Raw genomic sequence first — 15,489 nt, 5'->3', positions numbered from 1 at the left:
GCGGGCCGGTTGTACGCGCAGACCAAGGCCCACCGTGGTGAGGAGCTGCCGGAGAACCTGGCGCACCTGGCCGAGCAGGGCCCCGCAGCGCAAGAAGCCAGCTCGCTGCTGGCCAGACACTAGAGGGAAGGGGCGGGTCAATGGCGATCAGCGTCTTCGATCTGTTCTCCATCGGCATCGGGCCGTCGAGCTCCCACACGGTCGGCCCGATGCGGGCCGCGCGGACCTTTGTGGACGGTCTCGTTGACGAGGGCGTGCTGGACCGCGTGACGCGGGTGCAGGCGGAGCTGTTCGGCTCGCTCGGCGCGACCGGGTTCGGCCACGGCAGTGACAAGGCCGTGCTGCTGGGGCTGTCGGGCGAGCGTCCGGAGTCCGTCGACACGGAGACGGTGCCTGCGCGGGTCGCCGCGATCCGGTCCTCTGGGCGGTTGCTGCTGGGTGGCGTCCGGGAGATCTCGTTCGACGAGGATGTCGACTTGACGATGCACCGGCGCAAGTCGCTGCCGGCGCATCCGAACGGGATGGTGTTCCGGGCCTTCTCCGGTTCTTCCGAGCTGCGCACGCGGACGTACTACTCCGTGGGCGGCGGCTTCGTGCGCGACGAGTCGTACGAGACGGACGCGGTGTTCGTGGAGGACTCGACGCCGGTTCCGTACCCGTTCCGCACAGGCGCCGACCTTCTCGGCCACTGCGCGGCGACGGGGCTGCCGATCAGCGAGATCATGCTGGCGAACGAGCTTTCGTGGCGGTCGGCGGACGAGATGCGCGCGGGCCTGTTGGAGATCTGGTCGGTGATGGCCGACTGCGTTTCGGCCGGCATCGCCCACGAAGGGGTGCTGCCGGGCGGCCTGAAGGTGCCGCGGCGGGCAAAGGCGTTGCACGACAAGCTGATCGCCGAGGACGGCGTCGGGGATCCGTTGTACGCCATGGACTGGGTGAGCCTGTACGCGCTGGCGGTGAACGAGGAGAACGCCGCCGGCGGGCGCGTGGTCACGGCGCCGACGAACGGTGCCGCGGGGATCATCCCGGCTGTGCTGCACTACTACCAGCGGTTCATCCGGGGTTCTTCGGATGACGGCATTATCACTTTCCTGCTGACGGCGGGGGCGCTGGGTTCGATCCTCAAGCAGACCGGGTCCATTTCGGGTGCAGAGGTCGGGTGCCAGGGTGAGGTCGGTTCGGCCTCGGCCATGGCGGCGGCCGGGTTGACCGAGGTGCTGGGCGGGTCGCCGGCTCAGGTGGAGAACGCGGCTGAGATCGGGGTGGAGCACCACCTGGGTCTGACCTGCGACCCGGTGGGCGGGTTGGTGCAGATTCCGTGCATCGAGCGCAACGCCGTGGGCGCCTCGAAGGCGATCCACGCGGCGCGGATGGCGATGCGCGGGGATGGCAGCCACGTGGTGACCCTGGACAAGGCGATCAAGACCATGCGCGAGACCGGGGCCGACATGTCGGTGAAGTACAAGGAAACCGCGCGCGGTGGCTTGGCGGTGAACGTCATCGAGTGCTGAGGTACTCGGTGGGGTCGGGATGGGACCGTTCGCTGGGCGAATGGTCCCATCGTGCATTTCCGGGCCTTACGCGGCTCTTGCGCCGGGTGTGGGTGAGTGGTGTGGAGTGGGGACCTTCGTTGGCCGAACGGTTCTGTCGCGCCGGCGCGCGGTGGGACTGGCGCTCGCTCGCGCGCCTTTCGATGGGCGAACGGTTCTGCGGTGCCGAGATGGTCGACGGCGTGTTCGGTGGTGTGCGGCAAGGACCTTCGCTGAGCGAACGGTCCCTCCTGCGTGGAGAGGAGCGGCTGTGCGGCAGGCGCGAGGCTGGGTGTGGGGCGAAAAGCGTCCTTAGTGGACTGAAGCCCGACCGATTCTCAGGCCGGCAAAGTGATCTGCGGCCGTTGACCTCGGTCGGTGACCAACCGCAAGCCCGTGTGGACCAACAGCCAGCCGAGGCGCTGGCGGGGCGTGGCCAGGGTGCGGGGCCGGGCGGTGGTGGCGCGGTGGCGAGAAGCCGCAGCGCGGAGTTCGGACTGGCGCGCGGCGACGAAGTGCTCCGTGAAGTGGTGCGGAATCATGGCGTCCCCAGGGTGTCGGTGGGTTCTTCGGGGCGGGCCGTGCGTGGGAAGGCGGCCCAGTGGGTGACCACGGCGTCGTCGCCCGGGCGGGTGGGGCGGCGGTAGCGGTCGACAACGGCGGTGATTTCGGCGCTCATTCGGCGGGTCTCTTCGGGGGTCAGGGAGAGGTGCTCGCTGGTCAGGGTGGCGCTGTGTTCCCACCGGTCGTGCCAGCGCGGCAGCTCGGCGACGAACTGCGCCTCCTCCTGGTGGCGCTGAATGACCAGCTGGTGCAGCACCGTCGAAATCGAGCCGGCGAGTTCCGGGTCGCTGACGAAGTCGCCGGTGCGGATGGTGGTGTAGTCCTGCGCGGCCTTCCACCAGCGTTCGCGCTTCGAGCCCCGGTCGGGGTCCTCCGCGACGAGGCCGGCATCGGCGAGCTGGCGCAGGTGCCAGGACGTGGTGCCGGAGCTCTCGCCGACGCGCTTGCCCAGGCCGGTGGCGGTGGCCGGGCCGTCCTGTTCCAGCAGGTCCAGCATCCGCATCCGCAGCGGGTGGGCGAGCGCCCGCAGGGTGCGTGCGTCGAGGATCCGTTCGGTGCGGTCGGAAGAGCTCATGAAACACAAGCTACACCGCAGAGGGTCCTTTGCAAAGAGGTCTCTGCAATCGCACGGGCTTAGACTCGGGACGTGGAGACGTCGGTGGCTAGCGCGAACGAGGCGCTCTTCCGGCCGGTGCGCGCGGGCAACGCGTTCGAGGAGACCGTCGAACGCCTGCTGCAGGCCATCCGCCTCGGCGTGGTCGGCGCGGGGGAGCGGCTGCCGTCGGAGCGCGAGCTGGCGGAGCGGCTCGGGGTGAGCCGGGTGACGCTCAGGGAAGCCATCCGCGCGCTGGCCGACGCGGGTTACGTGGAGTCACGAAGAGGGCGCTACGGCGGCACGTTCGTGAACGAGAACCTGCCAGAGCCGGCACAGAGCAAACCACCTGAAATCGACGCGGCCGCCTTCGAAGACGCGCTGTGCCTGCGCCACGTGCTCGAAACCGGCGCCGCCGAGGCCGCTGCCGCGCGGACGCTCAGCCCGGCCGACCGGCAGCACCTCAAGACCACGCTCGCGGAGGCCGCGGCCGCCGACCTGGTCGACTACCGGCGCAAGGACTCCCGCCTGCACCTGGCGATCGCCGAGGTCACGGCGTCGAGCTCGCTCACCACGGCGATGGCCGACGCCCGCACGCGCGTGAACCAGCTGCTCGACCGCATTCCCCTGCTCGAGCCCAACCTGGAGCACTCCAACGCCCAGCACGCGGCGATCGTCGACGCCATCCTCGCCGGCGATCCCGTGGCCGCGCGCCACGCGATGACCGAGCACATCGAGGGCACGGCGTCGCTGCTACGTGCCTTCTTGTCGTGACCCGCCGTGAATTTCTCACCGAACCGCACAACCTTTTCACCCGTCCGGCCGTCGTCCCATCGTGCTACGCGACACGGATGCCGAGACGGATGGAGCCACCAGCAGTGTCACGAACGAGCCGCCCGATGATCCCCGCGCCCGCCGTCGCCGCCGGTGGCGCAAGATCCGGCGGGTCTGCTACTGCTGCTTCGGCGTCTTCGTCGGCCTGCCGCTGATCGCGTTCTGGATCGCCTACCTGCTGATGGACGTCCGCAGCCCGCAGGACGTGCTCGCCTCGCTCGACAAGACCGTGGAGCTGAAGTACTCCGACGGCAGCGAGCTGCTCAAGGTCCTGCCCGCCGACGGCGACCGCTCCTTCGTGCCCTACGACAAAGTGCCCTCGAAGCTGCGTGACGCGATCATCGCCACCGAGGACCCGACGTTCTGGGACAACGCGGGCTTCGACCCCACCGGCATCGGCCGCGCGTTCCTCACCGGCGTCGGCGGCGGCTCGGGGATCACCCAGCAGTACATCAAGAAGTCGACCGGCGACGACGACGCGACACTCGGGCGCAAGCTGCAGGAACTGGTGCTCGCCACGAAGATCACGCAGCAGCAGAGCAAGGAACAGATCTTCACCAGCTACGAGAACATCATTTCCTTCGGCCGCGGCACCTTCGGCCCGGCCGCGGCGACGAACGCGTTCTTCGGCCGGCCGCTCGACGACTCCATGACCTGGAGTGAAGCCGCGTTCCTGGCCGGGATGATCCAGTCGCCCTCGGTGCACGACCCCGCCGTTTCCGGCGACGCACACGCGGCCAAACGCTGGACGTACGTGCGCGACAAGCTCGTGCAGCGCGGTTACGTCAAGCCGGCCGAGGCCGCCACGATGGCCTACCCCGGCAAGGAAATCCTGCCGCCCTCGGAGACGCGCGCGAGCGTGACCTACGACGAGTACCACGTGAAGCAGCAGGTGCTCAGCGAGCTCGAACAGGACGGGTTCTCGCTTTCCCGGCTGCAGCAAGGGAATCTGGTCGTGCAGACCACGCTTGGCCGCAAGGCGCAGGCGTCCGCGCGCTCGACGCTGGCCGATCGCCTGAAGGGCGAGCCGAAGGAGTTCCGGGGCGCGCTCGTGTCCGTGGACCCGTCCACAGGGGCGGTGCGCGCGTACGACGGCGGTGACAACGGCGTGCGCGACTACGCCGGCACGGAACACGCGGTGGGCTCGGCGTTCTACCCGTTCACGCTCACCGCGGGCCTGCGTGCCGGCGCCTCGCCAGACGAACCGGTGGCCGCGCCGGGCGCGGTCGACTTCCTGGGTGAGGACTTCGAGTACCCGCAGAAATGCCCGGCGACGTGTACCTTGCGCACGGCGATGACCTCGGGCGCGGACACGCCGTACATCGGGCTGGCCAAACGCGTCGGCGCTGACGCGGTGAGCACCGCGGCCCGCGACGCGGGCATCCCGGAGGCGGTCGACGGCTCGCCGACCCTGCGTGAGAAGGACGGGTTCCTGATCGGCTCGGGCCTCGCCGTCGGGCGGTATCCGTTGCGGCCGTTGGACTTGGCCGGGGCGTACGGCACCTTCGCGGCCGACGGGATGCGCGTGACGCCGCACCTCGTGGACAAGGTGCTCGACCAGGACGGCAGCGTCGTGTGGCAGCACGACGACGAGCCGCACCCCGCGTTCTCCGACGACCCGGGGGTGAGCGCGAAGATCTCCATCGAGGTGACGAACGTGCTGCAGACGTTCTTGCCCGACGGCCGCCCCGCCGCCCTGCGCACGGGCGAGTTCCAGCACGGCAACTCGTCGGACAACCAGGACGCCTGGGCGATCGGCTACACCCCGCAGCTGGCGACGGCCGTCTGGGTTGGCTCCGACGACGAACGGCGGCTGTTCGACGCACAGGGGAAGAAGCTGATGGGCTCGACCGTCCCCGCGGACATCTGGCGGACGTTCATGGTGCAGGCGGAGCAGGGGCAGCCGATCGAGGGGAACGGCGGAGTCGAGCCGAGGTTCGCCCCTCCGCTCGCGAAGCAGACGGCGCCGCCCGGTCGCTGATCGTCTGTGAAGGGCGCCGTTCACGGGAGCGATCAGGTCAGCGCACGCGGGCGAGGACGAAACCGTCGTAACCCTTGTTTCCCACCGTCTGGATCGCGGTGGCGTCGACGCGGTCGTCGCCGGTGAGAGCCGCGAACATCTCGCGCACGCCCCGCACGGACGGGTCGGTGCCGGCGGCGTCGAGCACGGCGCCGTCGCGGACGACGTTGTCCACCACGATCGTGGTTCCCGGCCGCGAAAGCCGCACGGCTTCGGCGACGTAGGGCGCGAGGTTGGCCTTGTCGGCGTCGATGAAGACGAAGTCGAACGGTCCCGTGAGCGTGGGCAGGGTGTCGAGAGCGGCGCCGACGCGGATGTCGGCCACGTCGGGCCCGAAGCCGGCGCGGTCGAGGTTCGCGCGCGCCACGGCGGCGTGCTTCGGGTCGTATTCGCAGGTCACCAGCGTGCCGCCGGGCGGCAGGGCGCGGGCGAGCCAGATCGTGCTGTAGCCGCCTAGTGTGCCGATCTCGAGGATCGAGCGGGCGCCGGCGGTGAGGGCGAGCAGGTTGAGCAGTTTGCCTTGCGTGGGCGACACGGCGATCGCCGGCAGGCCGGCCGCGCCCGACTCGGCGAGGGCGGCGTCGAGCACCGGGTCGGCCGGGAGCAATGCTTCGGCCAGGTAGTCGTCGACTGCGGTCCAGAGTTCGCGGGTCATGGCACCTCCACGACCAATCTAACGACTACGCGGCACGCCGGCCTGCTTTCGGGATCACCAGCGGGGTGGCCGTCTCGGGGCAGGGCATGACGCGGCACGGCAGTTCGAAGATCTTCTCCACGTTCTCCTCCGTCACGACCTCCTCGGGCGTGCCGGTGGCGAGCACCTGGCCGTCGCGCATGGCGATCATGTGGGTGGCGTAGCGGGCGGCGTGGTTGAGGTCGTGGAGCACCGCGACGAGCGTGCGGCCCTGCTCGGTGTGCAGCTGCGCGCACAGGTCGAGGATGTCCATCTGGTGCGCGATGTCGAGGTAGGTCGTGGGTTCGTCGAGCAGCAGCAGGTCGGTCTGCTGGGCCAGGGCCATCGCCATCCACACGCGCTGGCGCTGCCCGCCGGACAGCTCGTCGACGAGCCGCTCGGCCAGGTCCGAGACGCCGGTGGCCGCCATGGACTCGGCGACCACGGCGGCGTCGTCGCGGGACCATTGGCGCAGCAGGCGCTGGTGGGGGTAGCGGCCGCGCGCGACGAGGTCGGCGACAGTGATGCCGTCGGGCGCGACGGAGCTCTGCGGCAGCAGGCCGAGGCGGCGCGCGACCTCCTTGGCGCCGTAGCTGGAGATCACCGAGCCGTCGAGGTAGACGGAGCCCTTGCGGGGCTTGAGCATCCGCGCGAGCGCGCGCAGGAGCGTGGTCTTGCCGCACGCGTTGGGGCCGACGATGACCGTGAACGACTTGTCCGGGATGACCACGCCGAGGTCTTCGGCGACGGTGCGCCCGTCGTACGCGAGGGTCAGTTCCTCGGCGTGGAGCCGGGGCTCGGTCCGGGCTGGTGCGTCCGTGATCGTCTGTTCCACACAGGTTAGGCTAACCTAGTGGCCCTCGTTCGGGGAGTTCCCTGGGTCGCATTCGCCGAACGTGACCAGCCGGTGTCATCATGCGGACGGGGTTCTGTGCGGTTCACGGCGTAAGCGAAGGTGGCGATGGATGACTACCGGGTCGTCGCGGACGAACTCGCTGCCGACATCGAGGCCGGCCGGCTGAGGCCGGGTGACCGCCTTCCGCCGCAACGCCGGTTCGCGCGCGACCGCGGCATCGCCGGCTCCACCGCCGCCCGCGTCTACGGCGAGCTGATCCGTCGCGGCCTGGCCGTCGGGGAGGTCGGCCGGGGCACCTTCGTCCGGGCCGCGCGCCCGGCGCCCGAGCCCGCGCTGGCCGAACCCGGCGACGCGCGCGTGGACCTCGAGCTCAACTTCGCCGTGCTGCCGAGCCAATCCGCGAAGCTTGCGTACGCGCTGGAGCCGCTGCTTCGCGCCGATGTCTTCACCGACGCGCTGCACCCCGTCGGCGCCGCCGGGACGAAAGCGGTGCGTGAAGCCGCGGCGGGACTGCTGTCTCGTGGCAGCTGGACGCCCGGCCCGGCGACGGTTCTGGTGACGGGCAACGGCCGCCAGGGCATCGCCGCGGCGATCTCCACGTTCGTGCCGCTGGGGGAGCGGCTCGCGGTCGAAGCGCTGACGTACCCCGTGGTGAAGGCCCTGGCCACGCGGCTGGGTGCCGAGCTCGTGCCCATCGAAACCGACGCCGACGGCCTCGTCCCGGCCGCGCTCGAAGCCGCCCACGCGGCGGCGCCCGTGCGCGCGCTGTACGTGCAGCCGACGCTGCACAACCCTCTCGGGCCGACCATGCCGCCCGCGCGCCGTGCCGAGCTGGCCGACACGGTGCGGCGCCTCGACCTGCCGGTGATCGAGGACGGGATCTACACGTTCCTGCGCCCGGAGGTCGAGCCGCTGGCCGCGCTCGCGCCCGAGCGCACGGTGTTCGTCGACAGCCTGTCGAAGCGGGTCGCGCCCGGCCTAACCGCCGGGTTCGTGGTGTCGCCGGCGGCCTGGACCGCGCGGCTCGCCGGCGCCGTCCGTTCGGGTGGCTGGGGTTCGACGCGGTTCGCGATGGAGGCCGCCACCCGCTGGATCACCGGCGGCGCGCTGGCCGAGGTCGAGACCGCGAAGCGCGCCGACGCTGCCGAACGCGCCACGATCCTCGACGAGCGCCTCGCCGGGTTCACCGTCATCGGCGATCCGGCCGCGTACCACCGCTGGTGGGAGCTGCCGGAGCAGTGGCGCGCGGAGACGTTCGTGGCCGCCGCCGCTCGCCACGGCATCGCGTTGTCGCCGGCGGCTTCGTTCGCCGTGCTTCCGGGTCACGCACCGAACGCCGTGCGGCTCGCGGTTTCCGCGCCACCCAAGGAAACCCTCGCGGCGGCGCTCGACGTGCTCGCGACGCTGGCGGCCGGATCGCCGGACGACACGTTGCCGGACTGAACCTCAGCGCACCCACTTGCCGACGAAGCTCCCGCACGCCACCGGTTGTCCGGTCAGCCGCGCGCGCAAGGCGTTCTCCAGCCCCAGGTAGTCGACGCTCGGGGCATCCACCGCCACGTGAGCGGGCACCGGGCCGCCCTGCGCCAGCGTCTTGTTCTGCACCGTTTCGAACAACACCAGGTAGTCGCCCTCGCGATCGAGATCCGCCGCGGTGGCGAGCATGCGCTGCGGCGCGTCACCGACGATCTCCAACGGCAGCGGCCACTCCAGCGGGAACGGGTTGCGCAGGCCGAAAGCCGGGTACGCGAACGGGTTGTCGGGCAGCACCGCGACGCGGGAGGCCGGGTAGCGCTGCAGACAGTCGCGGATCTGGGCGACGTAGGTGTAGGTCGCGGGGTTCGTGCGGATGCCGCGCATGGCCGGGCTGACCGTGCCGAGGTCGGCCGTGAGCTTGTCGTGTGAAAGGTCGAGGTACGCGGCTTCGTCGTGGTGCGCGACGACCGCCCAGCCGCACAGCGCCACCGTGACCAGGCCTGCCGTGGTGGTGAGCCAGGTGCGGCGCAGCACCGGCGCAAGGTCCGGCAGCACGAAACCCAGCAGCAGCAACGTCGTGAGCGCCAGTGAGCCGGTGAGCAGCGTCGGGGTGTCGTTGCCCCACGACAGGCTCGTCATGAACCCCGTCACGAGCACGAGCAGCCCGGCCCAGGAAACCTTGCGCCGCACGGTCGCGTGGACCACGACGGCGACGGCGAGAATCCACCACAGCACGTCGGCCCAGCGCGACGAAGCCGTGAGCCGCCCGTCGACCACCGTCCACGCCACCGCGGCCGCGCCGCCGAGCGCGAGCAGCCACGACGCCGCGCGTCCGGCCGCGCCGAGCCGTTCGCCCGCGAGCCGCAGCACCAGCAGCACCACGGCGATGGCGGCGAAGAACGTGAGCTCCCGCACCGGCGGGCGCAGCAGCACCTGCGGGTCTTGCAGCCACAGGCCGAGCAGCCGTTCGCCGTACGCGGGCACGCCGCCGGTCAGCTGCCCGACCATCTCGCCGATGCCGCCGCCGATGCTCACCCAGGCCACGTAGACGATCCCGAACGCGCCCAACGCCAGCAGGTCACCCGGCAGGCGGCGCAGCCGGTTCGGGTAGCACAAGGTCCAGACCAGCCCGATCACCGCGGCGAGCACGAAGCTCTGCTTCACGAACACTGCCGCGCCCAGCAGCGCGAGCCCACCGAGCCGCGCGTACGGGTTTCCCTTGCGCAGCCCGGAATCCAGAGCCCACGCGCCGCACGCGGTGAGCGTGATCCCGTCGACGGTGTGCCACGCCATGAGCGGGAATCCGTTGAGGTTCAGCAGGGCGGCCGCCGCGACCAGCGCCGCGCGGCCGGGTCCCCACGACAGCACCGGCCGCCGCGTCACGAGCACGGCGAACGCGATCGTCGCGAGGGTGATCTGCACCATCGCCAGGCAGCTGGACGCGAAGAACAGCGGTCCCGGCAGCGCGAAATCGACCACGTGCAGGATCGCCGAGCCGAGCGGCCGCGCGGAGATGATGTCGGCGTGCGGCACTTCGCCCTGCAGCACCCGCCACGCCTGCGCGAGGATGAAGCCCTGGTCGGACGGATGGAAGCCGAACCGGCCCACGCGCAGCTCCGTCGCCACCGCGAGCACGAGCACCCACGCGACGTGCGCGCTCCACCGCAGCAGGACGCGTCGCCGCCGGACCACCTCGGCGGCCGTGGGCAGCGCCTCGGCGACGTCCACGCTGTGTCCTTTCGCCTCGGCTGTGTTTTCTGCCTCGGCTCCGCCGAGGCGTGCGAGATCGCTTTCAGCCGGTGTTGGGATCGGGCGGTCTGATCGGCCGTGGGCCGATCGCACCGCTCGATCCCGACACCGGCGCGATTTCGCGCCGTGGTTGCCCAGGGGGCCGGGTCAGGCCCTGCGGGGTCAGAGTAGCCGGGTGATGGTGGCGGAGAGTGAGGCCGGTGCGGGGAGCGGCAGATCAGGTGGGCTACGGCGTCGGCCTGCAGGTCCCCGGTCGTCACGTTCACGATGCGCCGCAACGGCGCTCGGTCACCACGGCGGTAGCCGGGGGTTGCCGGGGTTGGGCCGTGCGGGTTGGAAGTTGTGACGGCGGGTGGGTGGTCGCACTGAGCGGATGGACTGGGCAGGTTCTGTTGGCGATCACGGCGCGAGATCGCGAACGGTGGCGGCCGGAGGTTGAGCCGCGTGGGGTCGGAGCTGTGGCGGCCGGCGGGCGGTCGCACTGAGCGGATGGATTGGGCAGGTTCTGTTGGCGTCTAAGGCGCGAGGTCGGGAACGGCGGTAACCGGAGGTTGAGTCGCGTTTGGTGGGAGTTGTGACGGCCGGTGGGCGGTCGCAGCGAGCGGCGGGCCGACCGGACAGGCCCTGGAGGCGACCACAGCGCGAGATCGCGCCGGCTTCCGGATTGGGGCGGTGCGATCGGCCCCCGGCCGATCCGACCGCCCCAATCCGGAAGCCGGCTCAAAGGCGATCTCGCACGCCCCGGCGGAGCCGGGGCCAACAACACAGCCGAGGCAAAAAACTCACTCACTCCGGGTGCTGCGCCACGGCCACCACGGCGTCGCGCAGCGCGGCCCTGAGGCGGCCCACGTCGAGGGGCCCGAGCACGGCCGCTTCGCCTGGCGGCGCCACGAGCACGATCTTGTCGTCGCTGCTCACGAACACCGTCACGTCCCTGCGCCTGCCCGCCAGATCCCGGCAGCCGATGGACCACTCGTCCCGGTCTGTCACGGCTCTCGCCCTCCCGATTCCGCGTTGCGGTCGTGCTTCGTGCCCGGGTGGGACGAGCGCCTCACGCGGCTCTTACGCGGGTTCACCCGAATTGCCTACCGACGGGTCGTCCTGGCGGGTTCACCTGGGATGTGCCGTCCGCGCGACGGGAGTAGCGTCCACGCGGCAGGTGGCGGGGACGCGGGAGGTCGGGATGTCCGGGATGGCGCAGCCGCGGAAGATCGTGATCGTCGGGGCCGGTCTCGCGGGAGCCTCGGCTGCCGCCGCCGTGCGGGAGAAGGGCTTCGGCGGCGACGTGCTGCTGATGGGTTCGGACCCGCACCGGCCCTACGAGCTGCCGCCGCTGTCGAAGGGTGTGCTGCTGGGCACCACCGACGAACCCGATTGGGTGCACGAGGCCGGGTTCTACGACGCCCAAGCCATCCGGCTCACCTCCGGCCTCACCGCCACGCGTCTGGAGCTCGGCGCGCGCCTCGTGCTCGACGACGCCGGCGGCGAGCACCGCTTCGACCGTCTCGTGCTCGCGACGGGTTCCCGTCCGCGTCCGCTGACCGCGCCCGGCGGCAACTTCCCGGGCCTCTACACGCTGCGCACGCTGGACGACTCGCTCAGCCTGCGCACGGCGTTCGTCGACGCCCGGCGCGTGGTGGTCATCGGCGCCGGCTGGATCGGCACGGAGGCCGCGGCGGCCGCGCGTTCGCACGACGCGGACGTGACCGTGGTGGCGCCCGGGCGCCTGCCGCTCGGGAAGGTCCTCGGCGCCGAGGTGGCCGGGGTTTTCTGGTCCCTGCACGAAGAACACGGCGTGCACTGGCGCCTGGGCGAACACGTCGCGGAGGTCACGGGTGACCCGAGCGGCGTGCGCGGCGTGCGGCTGCGAAGCGGTGAGGAGCTGCTCGCCGACGTGGTCCTCGTGGCCGTCGGCGCCGCGCCGCGCGTGGAACTTGCCCACACCGCGGGCCTCGAGCTTTCGGACGACGGCGGCGTCGCGGTCGACGCGGGCCTGCGCACGGCCGCCCCGGACGTCTACGCCATCGGCGACATTGCGTCGCACTTCCACCCCCGCTACGGCCACCGCGTGCGCGTCGAGCACTGGGCCGCCGCGCGCACACAGGGGGCCCACGTTGCCGGGAACCTGCTGGGGGAGAACGAGCCCTACCTGGATTCGCCCTACTTCTTCTCCGACCAGTACGACCTCGGCATGGAATACCGCGGTCTCGCCGACCTCGACCGCGACCACCTCGTCGTCCGCGGCGACCTCGCAGCGCGCGACTTCACGGCGTTCTGGGTCGGCGCCGAGGGCGAGGTGCACGCCGCGATGAACGTGAACCAGTGGGACGACGGGGATGCGTTGCAGCGCTTGGTGGATGGGCGAATGAAGGTGCGTGACGAGGACCTGAAGTCGGGCAACCTCGCCGAGATCGGGTGATGGCTTGATCGCCAGCGGCTCCGAAGGGCACAGTGAAAGGCATGCTGCTTCGCGCCGGTCAGCCCCATGAAGCCGCCGACCTCAGCGCGCTCACGCTGCGGTCGAAGGCCCACTGGGGCTACGACGAGGCGTTCCTGGAGGCATGCCGAACCGAGCTGACCCTCCGACCCGACGACCTGGTCGCGGGGAAAGCGACCGTGGCGCAGATCGGCGAGCGCGTGGTCGGCTTCTACACCCTGGCCGGTCAGGCACCCGAAGGTGAGCTCGCCTGCCTCTTCGTCGAGCCTGACCACATCGGTACCGGCGTCGGCCGCCGGTTGTGGCAGCACGCGGTGGACACGGCCCGCACGCTGGACTTTCAGCGGCTCATCATCGGCTCCGACCCGTTCGCCGAGGACTTCTACCGGAAGATGGGCGCGGTCCGGATCGGCTCCGTACTCTCGGGATCCATTCCGGGCCGGCTGCTCCCGCAGCTGGTCTACCGGCTCTCGCCTGGACCAGACCTCGGGTGAGGTTCAGGCCTCCACCGGGATGACCGGCCCGTCCAGCGCCAGGTACCCCACCAGGTTCGGCGGCGCGTAGTCCGCCGCGACCTTGTGGCGGGTGAGGGCGCTGGAGGCCACGAACTCGTGCTTCGGGTCCGTGGTGCCGATGCCGCGCGTCACCGAGGGCAGGAGGCGGTAGAAACCCGTGCGGGACGGGAACGTCGGGCCGAGCGCGTCGGGTTCGCACGGGAAGTCCGGCAGCAGTGCGAGGCCGTTGAGGGCGGCGTGGCTCGCGAGCCAGCGCAGCGGGACGTCGGAGAGGCCGCGCTGGGTCTGCCCGCCGCCGCCGACGTCGGAGTGGCAGCCGGCGAACCAGACCTGCTCGATCTGCTTCGTGCCGGGCGCGGTCGGCGGCGCCCAGATCGAGGGCACGAACGGTTTGCGGTGCTCGTCGATCGACAGCGCCTGGAACGCGGCGTCCACCGTGGAGCTCAGGGCCGTGTCGTGGAACTGGAAGCGGCGGTTGAACACGTCGATCGGCCAGAAGCCGGTGAGCGGCACGCCGAGTGCGCCCACCGTGTCCCACACGCCGATGAACCGGATCCGCGGCTCGTGCGAATAGGTGCGGCGGAAGAGCGTGGCCTCGGTGTTGCGCGGGTGGGACTTGTCGCCGCGGTCGCGGTAGAGGCTGTACGCGCGCTTGACGAGCCCGCCGTGCTCGCGGCGCAGCAGGCCGCAGTTGCGGATGAAGCCGGCCACGCTGCGCACGGTGTACGCGCCACGGCTGAAGCCCACGAAAAAGATCTCGTCGCCGGGTTCGTAGGTGTGCACGAGATAGGTGTAGACCTCGCGGACGTTGCGTGAGAGCCCGATGCCGAACGCGCCGCCGATCAGCCGCTGCCGCGTGGTGCCGATGCCCGACTGGTAGAAGACCCGTTGCTCCGTGCCGGCTTCGTCGGCCGGTGCGGTGGCCAGCGCGAGCCGCGTGACGTTGCTCGGGGCGGGCACGCTGCCGTCGGCCAGATCCGCCGAATCCCACGTGCCGTCGCAGCAGATCAGGATCCGCTTGGGCATCAGTACCTCGTTCACTGCGTCGTTGGGTCGGAAGCCATCAAGGCACGACCCGGCGGCGTTTTCAACGGGTTCGGCCGAATCGGTACCGAAGCCGAGGTGTGGCAAGGAAAACACCGGGAAACCACGGGCTGTTCACCCTTCGCCGGCTCCCGCGCGGAAAGATCCGACGAAAGCGGGCCGGCTCCGGCGTGCGCCTGCGGCCGGGCCGGGGCACGATCGGCATCGGTGCACCGTAAGGCGCCCACTTTGGTGATCCGATCAATTTTGACACCAAATCATCCAGACCTCTGGATCCCACGCCGCCCATGCGCTATACATCGGATGTCTTGATGTGGCTGTGGTGAGAGGGGAACGTCCGTGCAGCTTGTGCGTCTCGGAGCCGCGGGAGAAGAGCGACCGTTCGTGCGTGCCGGAGACGGCACCCTGTACGACCTCTCCGGCCTCACGGCCGACGTCGACGGCGCGTTCCTCGCGGCCGACGGCCTCGCCCGCGTCGCCGCCGCGCTCGAAGCCGGCGAGCTGCCCGCCGCCGGCCCGGAAACCGCGAGCCCGCGCGTCGGCCCGCCGCTGGCCTCGCCCGGCAAGGTTCTCTGCATCGGCATGAACTACCGCCGGCACGCCGAGGAAACCGGCGCCGCCGTGCCGACGGAACCGGTGCTGTTCATGAAGGCCCCTGACGTGATCGTCGGCCCGGACGACGACGTGCTCATCCCGCGCCGCTCGACCAGCACCGACTGGGAAGTCGAGCTCGGCGTCGTGATCGGCAAGCAGGCGCGTTACCTCGACAGCGTCGAGGAGGCTCTCCAACACGTCGCCGGCTACGTCGTGTCCAACGACGTCTCGGAGCGCGAGTTCCAGCTGCATCGCGGCGGCCAGTGGGACAAGGGCAAGAACTGCGAGACGTTCAACCCGCTCGGCCCGGCGCTCGTGACCGCCGACGAGGTACCCGACCCGCAGGACCTCGGCCTGCGCACGTGGGTCAACGGCAAAAAGGTGCAGGACTCCTCGACGAAGGACATGGTCTTCACCGTCGCCGAGATCGTCCACTACCTGAGCCAGTTCATGGTGCTGCGCCCCGGCGACCTGATCAACACCGGCACCCCCGAGGGCGTCGCGCTCGGGCAGCCGGAGCCGAAGCCGTACCTGCGCGAGGGCGACGTGGTCGAGCTGGAGATCGACGGCCTCGGCCGCCAGCGCCAGACGCTGAGGCAGGCCTGA

At 70.9% G+C, this 15,489-nt stretch carries 14 protein-coding genes and 1 pseudogene; 8 read left to right on the top strand and 7 right to left on the bottom strand.

What is annotated here, in order from left to right:
* A pseudogene (locus AB0M56_RS32600) lies at nucleotides 1-123 on the top strand (lipoyl synthase); the annotation flags it as partial.
* A 17-nt stretch (nucleotides 124-140) separates the two neighbouring features.
* Nucleotides 141-1,511 carry an L-serine ammonia-lyase gene (locus tag AB0M56_RS32595; RefSeq protein WP_364183166.1) on the top strand — a complete coding sequence of 457 codons (1,371 nt, stop codon included), beginning with the start codon at nucleotides 141-143 and terminating at the stop codon, nucleotides 1,509-1,511.
* Between the two features lie 356 nt (nucleotides 1,512-1,867).
* Here the strand turns inward: AB0M56_RS32595 and AB0M56_RS32590 are convergent, their stop codons facing one another.
* On the bottom strand, nucleotides 1,868-2,071 hold the full coding sequence (locus AB0M56_RS32590; RefSeq protein ID WP_364183163.1) for a hypothetical protein: 204 nt from the start codon (nucleotides 2,069-2,071) through the stop codon (nucleotides 1,868-1,870).
* Nucleotides 2,068-2,667: a helix-turn-helix domain-containing protein gene (locus AB0M56_RS32585; protein WP_364183160.1), complete on the bottom strand. Its 600-nt coding sequence runs from the start codon at nucleotides 2,665-2,667 to the stop codon at nucleotides 2,068-2,070. Before AB0M56_RS32585 ends, AB0M56_RS32590 begins: the two co-directional genes overlap by 4 nt.
* A 72-nt stretch (nucleotides 2,668-2,739) precedes the next feature.
* Here AB0M56_RS32585 and AB0M56_RS32580 point away from each other — a divergent pair, with 72 nt between their 5' ends.
* Together AB0M56_RS32580 and AB0M56_RS32575 are read left to right on the top strand one after the other, a co-directional pair.
* Entirely contained in the window at nucleotides 2,740-3,459 is a 720-nt protein-coding gene (locus AB0M56_RS32580) for a GntR family transcriptional regulator (RefSeq protein ID WP_364183157.1), read from the top strand.
* A 163-nt stretch (nucleotides 3,460-3,622) separates the two neighbouring features.
* Complete coding sequence (locus tag AB0M56_RS32575) at nucleotides 3,623-5,500, top strand: transglycosylase domain-containing protein (protein WP_364183192.1); 1,878 nt, start codon at nucleotides 3,623-3,625, stop codon at nucleotides 5,498-5,500.
* A 37-nt stretch (nucleotides 5,501-5,537) separates the two neighbouring features.
* Here the strand turns inward: AB0M56_RS32575 and AB0M56_RS32570 are convergent, their stop codons facing one another.
* Together AB0M56_RS32570 and AB0M56_RS32565 are read right to left on the bottom strand one after the other, a co-directional pair.
* Nucleotides 5,538-6,194: an O-methyltransferase gene (locus AB0M56_RS32570; RefSeq protein ID WP_364183154.1), complete on the bottom strand. Its 657-nt coding sequence runs from the start codon at nucleotides 6,192-6,194 to the stop codon at nucleotides 5,538-5,540.
* A 25-nt stretch (nucleotides 6,195-6,219) separates the two neighbouring features.
* Nucleotides 6,220-7,047: an ABC transporter ATP-binding protein gene (locus AB0M56_RS32565; protein WP_364183151.1), complete on the bottom strand. Its 828-nt coding sequence runs from the start codon at nucleotides 7,045-7,047 to the stop codon at nucleotides 6,220-6,222.
* Between the two features lie 126 nt (nucleotides 7,048-7,173).
* Between AB0M56_RS32565 and AB0M56_RS32560 the strand changes: the two genes are divergently transcribed.
* A complete protein-coding gene (locus AB0M56_RS32560) occupies nucleotides 7,174-8,511 on the top strand; it encodes a PLP-dependent aminotransferase family protein (RefSeq protein ID WP_364183148.1) in 1,338 nt (445 codons plus the stop codon).
* A 3-nt stretch (nucleotides 8,512-8,514) separates the two neighbouring features.
* On the opposite strand, the gene AB0M56_RS32555 is transcribed toward AB0M56_RS32560, so the two are convergent.
* Together AB0M56_RS32555 and AB0M56_RS32550 are read right to left on the bottom strand one after the other, a co-directional pair.
* Nucleotides 8,515-10,272 (bottom strand): hypothetical protein, encoded by a 1,758-nt coding sequence (locus tag AB0M56_RS32555; RefSeq protein WP_364183146.1) that lies wholly within the window; start codon nucleotides 10,270-10,272, stop codon nucleotides 8,515-8,517.
* An 807-nt stretch (nucleotides 10,273-11,079) separates the two neighbouring features.
* The gene (locus tag AB0M56_RS32550; protein WP_220237697.1) at nucleotides 11,080-11,283 is read right to left on the bottom strand and encodes a hypothetical protein; all 204 of its coding nucleotides are present in this window, start codon (nucleotides 11,281-11,283) and stop codon (nucleotides 11,080-11,082) included.
* A gap of 202 nt (nucleotides 11,284-11,485) precedes the next feature.
* Between AB0M56_RS32550 and AB0M56_RS32545 the strand changes: the two genes are divergently transcribed.
* Complete coding sequence (locus AB0M56_RS32545) at nucleotides 11,486-12,712, top strand: FAD-dependent oxidoreductase (protein WP_364183190.1); 1,227 nt, start codon at nucleotides 11,486-11,488, stop codon at nucleotides 12,710-12,712.
* Between the two features lie 41 nt (nucleotides 12,713-12,753).
* Complete coding sequence (locus tag AB0M56_RS32540) at nucleotides 12,754-13,224, top strand: GNAT family N-acetyltransferase (protein ID WP_364183143.1); 471 nt, start codon at nucleotides 12,754-12,756, stop codon at nucleotides 13,222-13,224.
* A 3-nt stretch (nucleotides 13,225-13,227) separates the two neighbouring features.
* Here the strand turns inward: AB0M56_RS32540 and AB0M56_RS32535 are convergent, their stop codons facing one another.
* Nucleotides 13,228-14,271, bottom strand: coding sequence for a DUF2235 domain-containing protein (locus tag AB0M56_RS32535; protein ID WP_364183140.1), 1,044 nt, complete (start codon nucleotides 14,269-14,271; stop codon nucleotides 13,228-13,230).
* Between the two features lie 357 nt (nucleotides 14,272-14,628).
* On the opposite strand from AB0M56_RS32535, the gene AB0M56_RS32530 reads away from it, so the two are divergent.
* A complete protein-coding gene (locus tag AB0M56_RS32530; protein ID WP_364183137.1) occupies nucleotides 14,629-15,489 on the top strand; it encodes a fumarylacetoacetate hydrolase family protein in 861 nt (286 codons plus the stop codon).

This window comes from Amycolatopsis sp. NPDC051372 (genome assembly GCF_040682095.1).
Taxonomy (GTDB): domain Bacteria; phylum Actinomycetota; class Actinomycetes; order Mycobacteriales; family Pseudonocardiaceae; genus Amycolatopsis.
This window is presented reverse-complemented; position numbering and strand designations above follow the sequence as displayed.

Bases quoted from the DNA above. Each gene is read 5' to 3' on its own strand.
- AB0M56_RS32590 (WP_364183163.1), bottom strand. From the start codon at position 2,071: ATGATTCCGCACCACTTCACGGAGCACTTCGTCGCCGCGCGCCAGTCC.
- AB0M56_RS32595 (WP_364183166.1), top strand. From the start codon at position 141: ATGGCGATCAGCGTCTTCGATCTGTTCTCCATCGGCATCGGGCCGTCG.
- AB0M56_RS32535 (WP_364183140.1), bottom strand. From the start codon at position 14,271: ATGCCCAAGCGGATCCTGATCTGCTGCGACGGCACGTGGGATTCGGCG.
- AB0M56_RS32585 (WP_364183160.1), bottom strand. From the start codon at position 2,667: ATGAGCTCTTCCGACCGCACCGAACGGATCCTCGACGCACGCACCCTG.
- AB0M56_RS32545 (WP_364183190.1), top strand. From the start codon at position 11,486: ATGGCGCAGCCGCGGAAGATCGTGATCGTCGGGGCCGGTCTCGCGGGA.
- AB0M56_RS32570 (WP_364183154.1), bottom strand. From the start codon at position 6,194: ATGACCCGCGAACTCTGGACCGCAGTCGACGACTACCTGGCCGAAGCA.
- AB0M56_RS32560 (WP_364183148.1), top strand. From the start codon at position 7,174: ATGGATGACTACCGGGTCGTCGCGGACGAACTCGCTGCCGACATCGAG.
- AB0M56_RS32540 (WP_364183143.1), top strand. From the start codon at position 12,754: ATGCTGCTTCGCGCCGGTCAGCCCCATGAAGCCGCCGACCTCAGCGCG.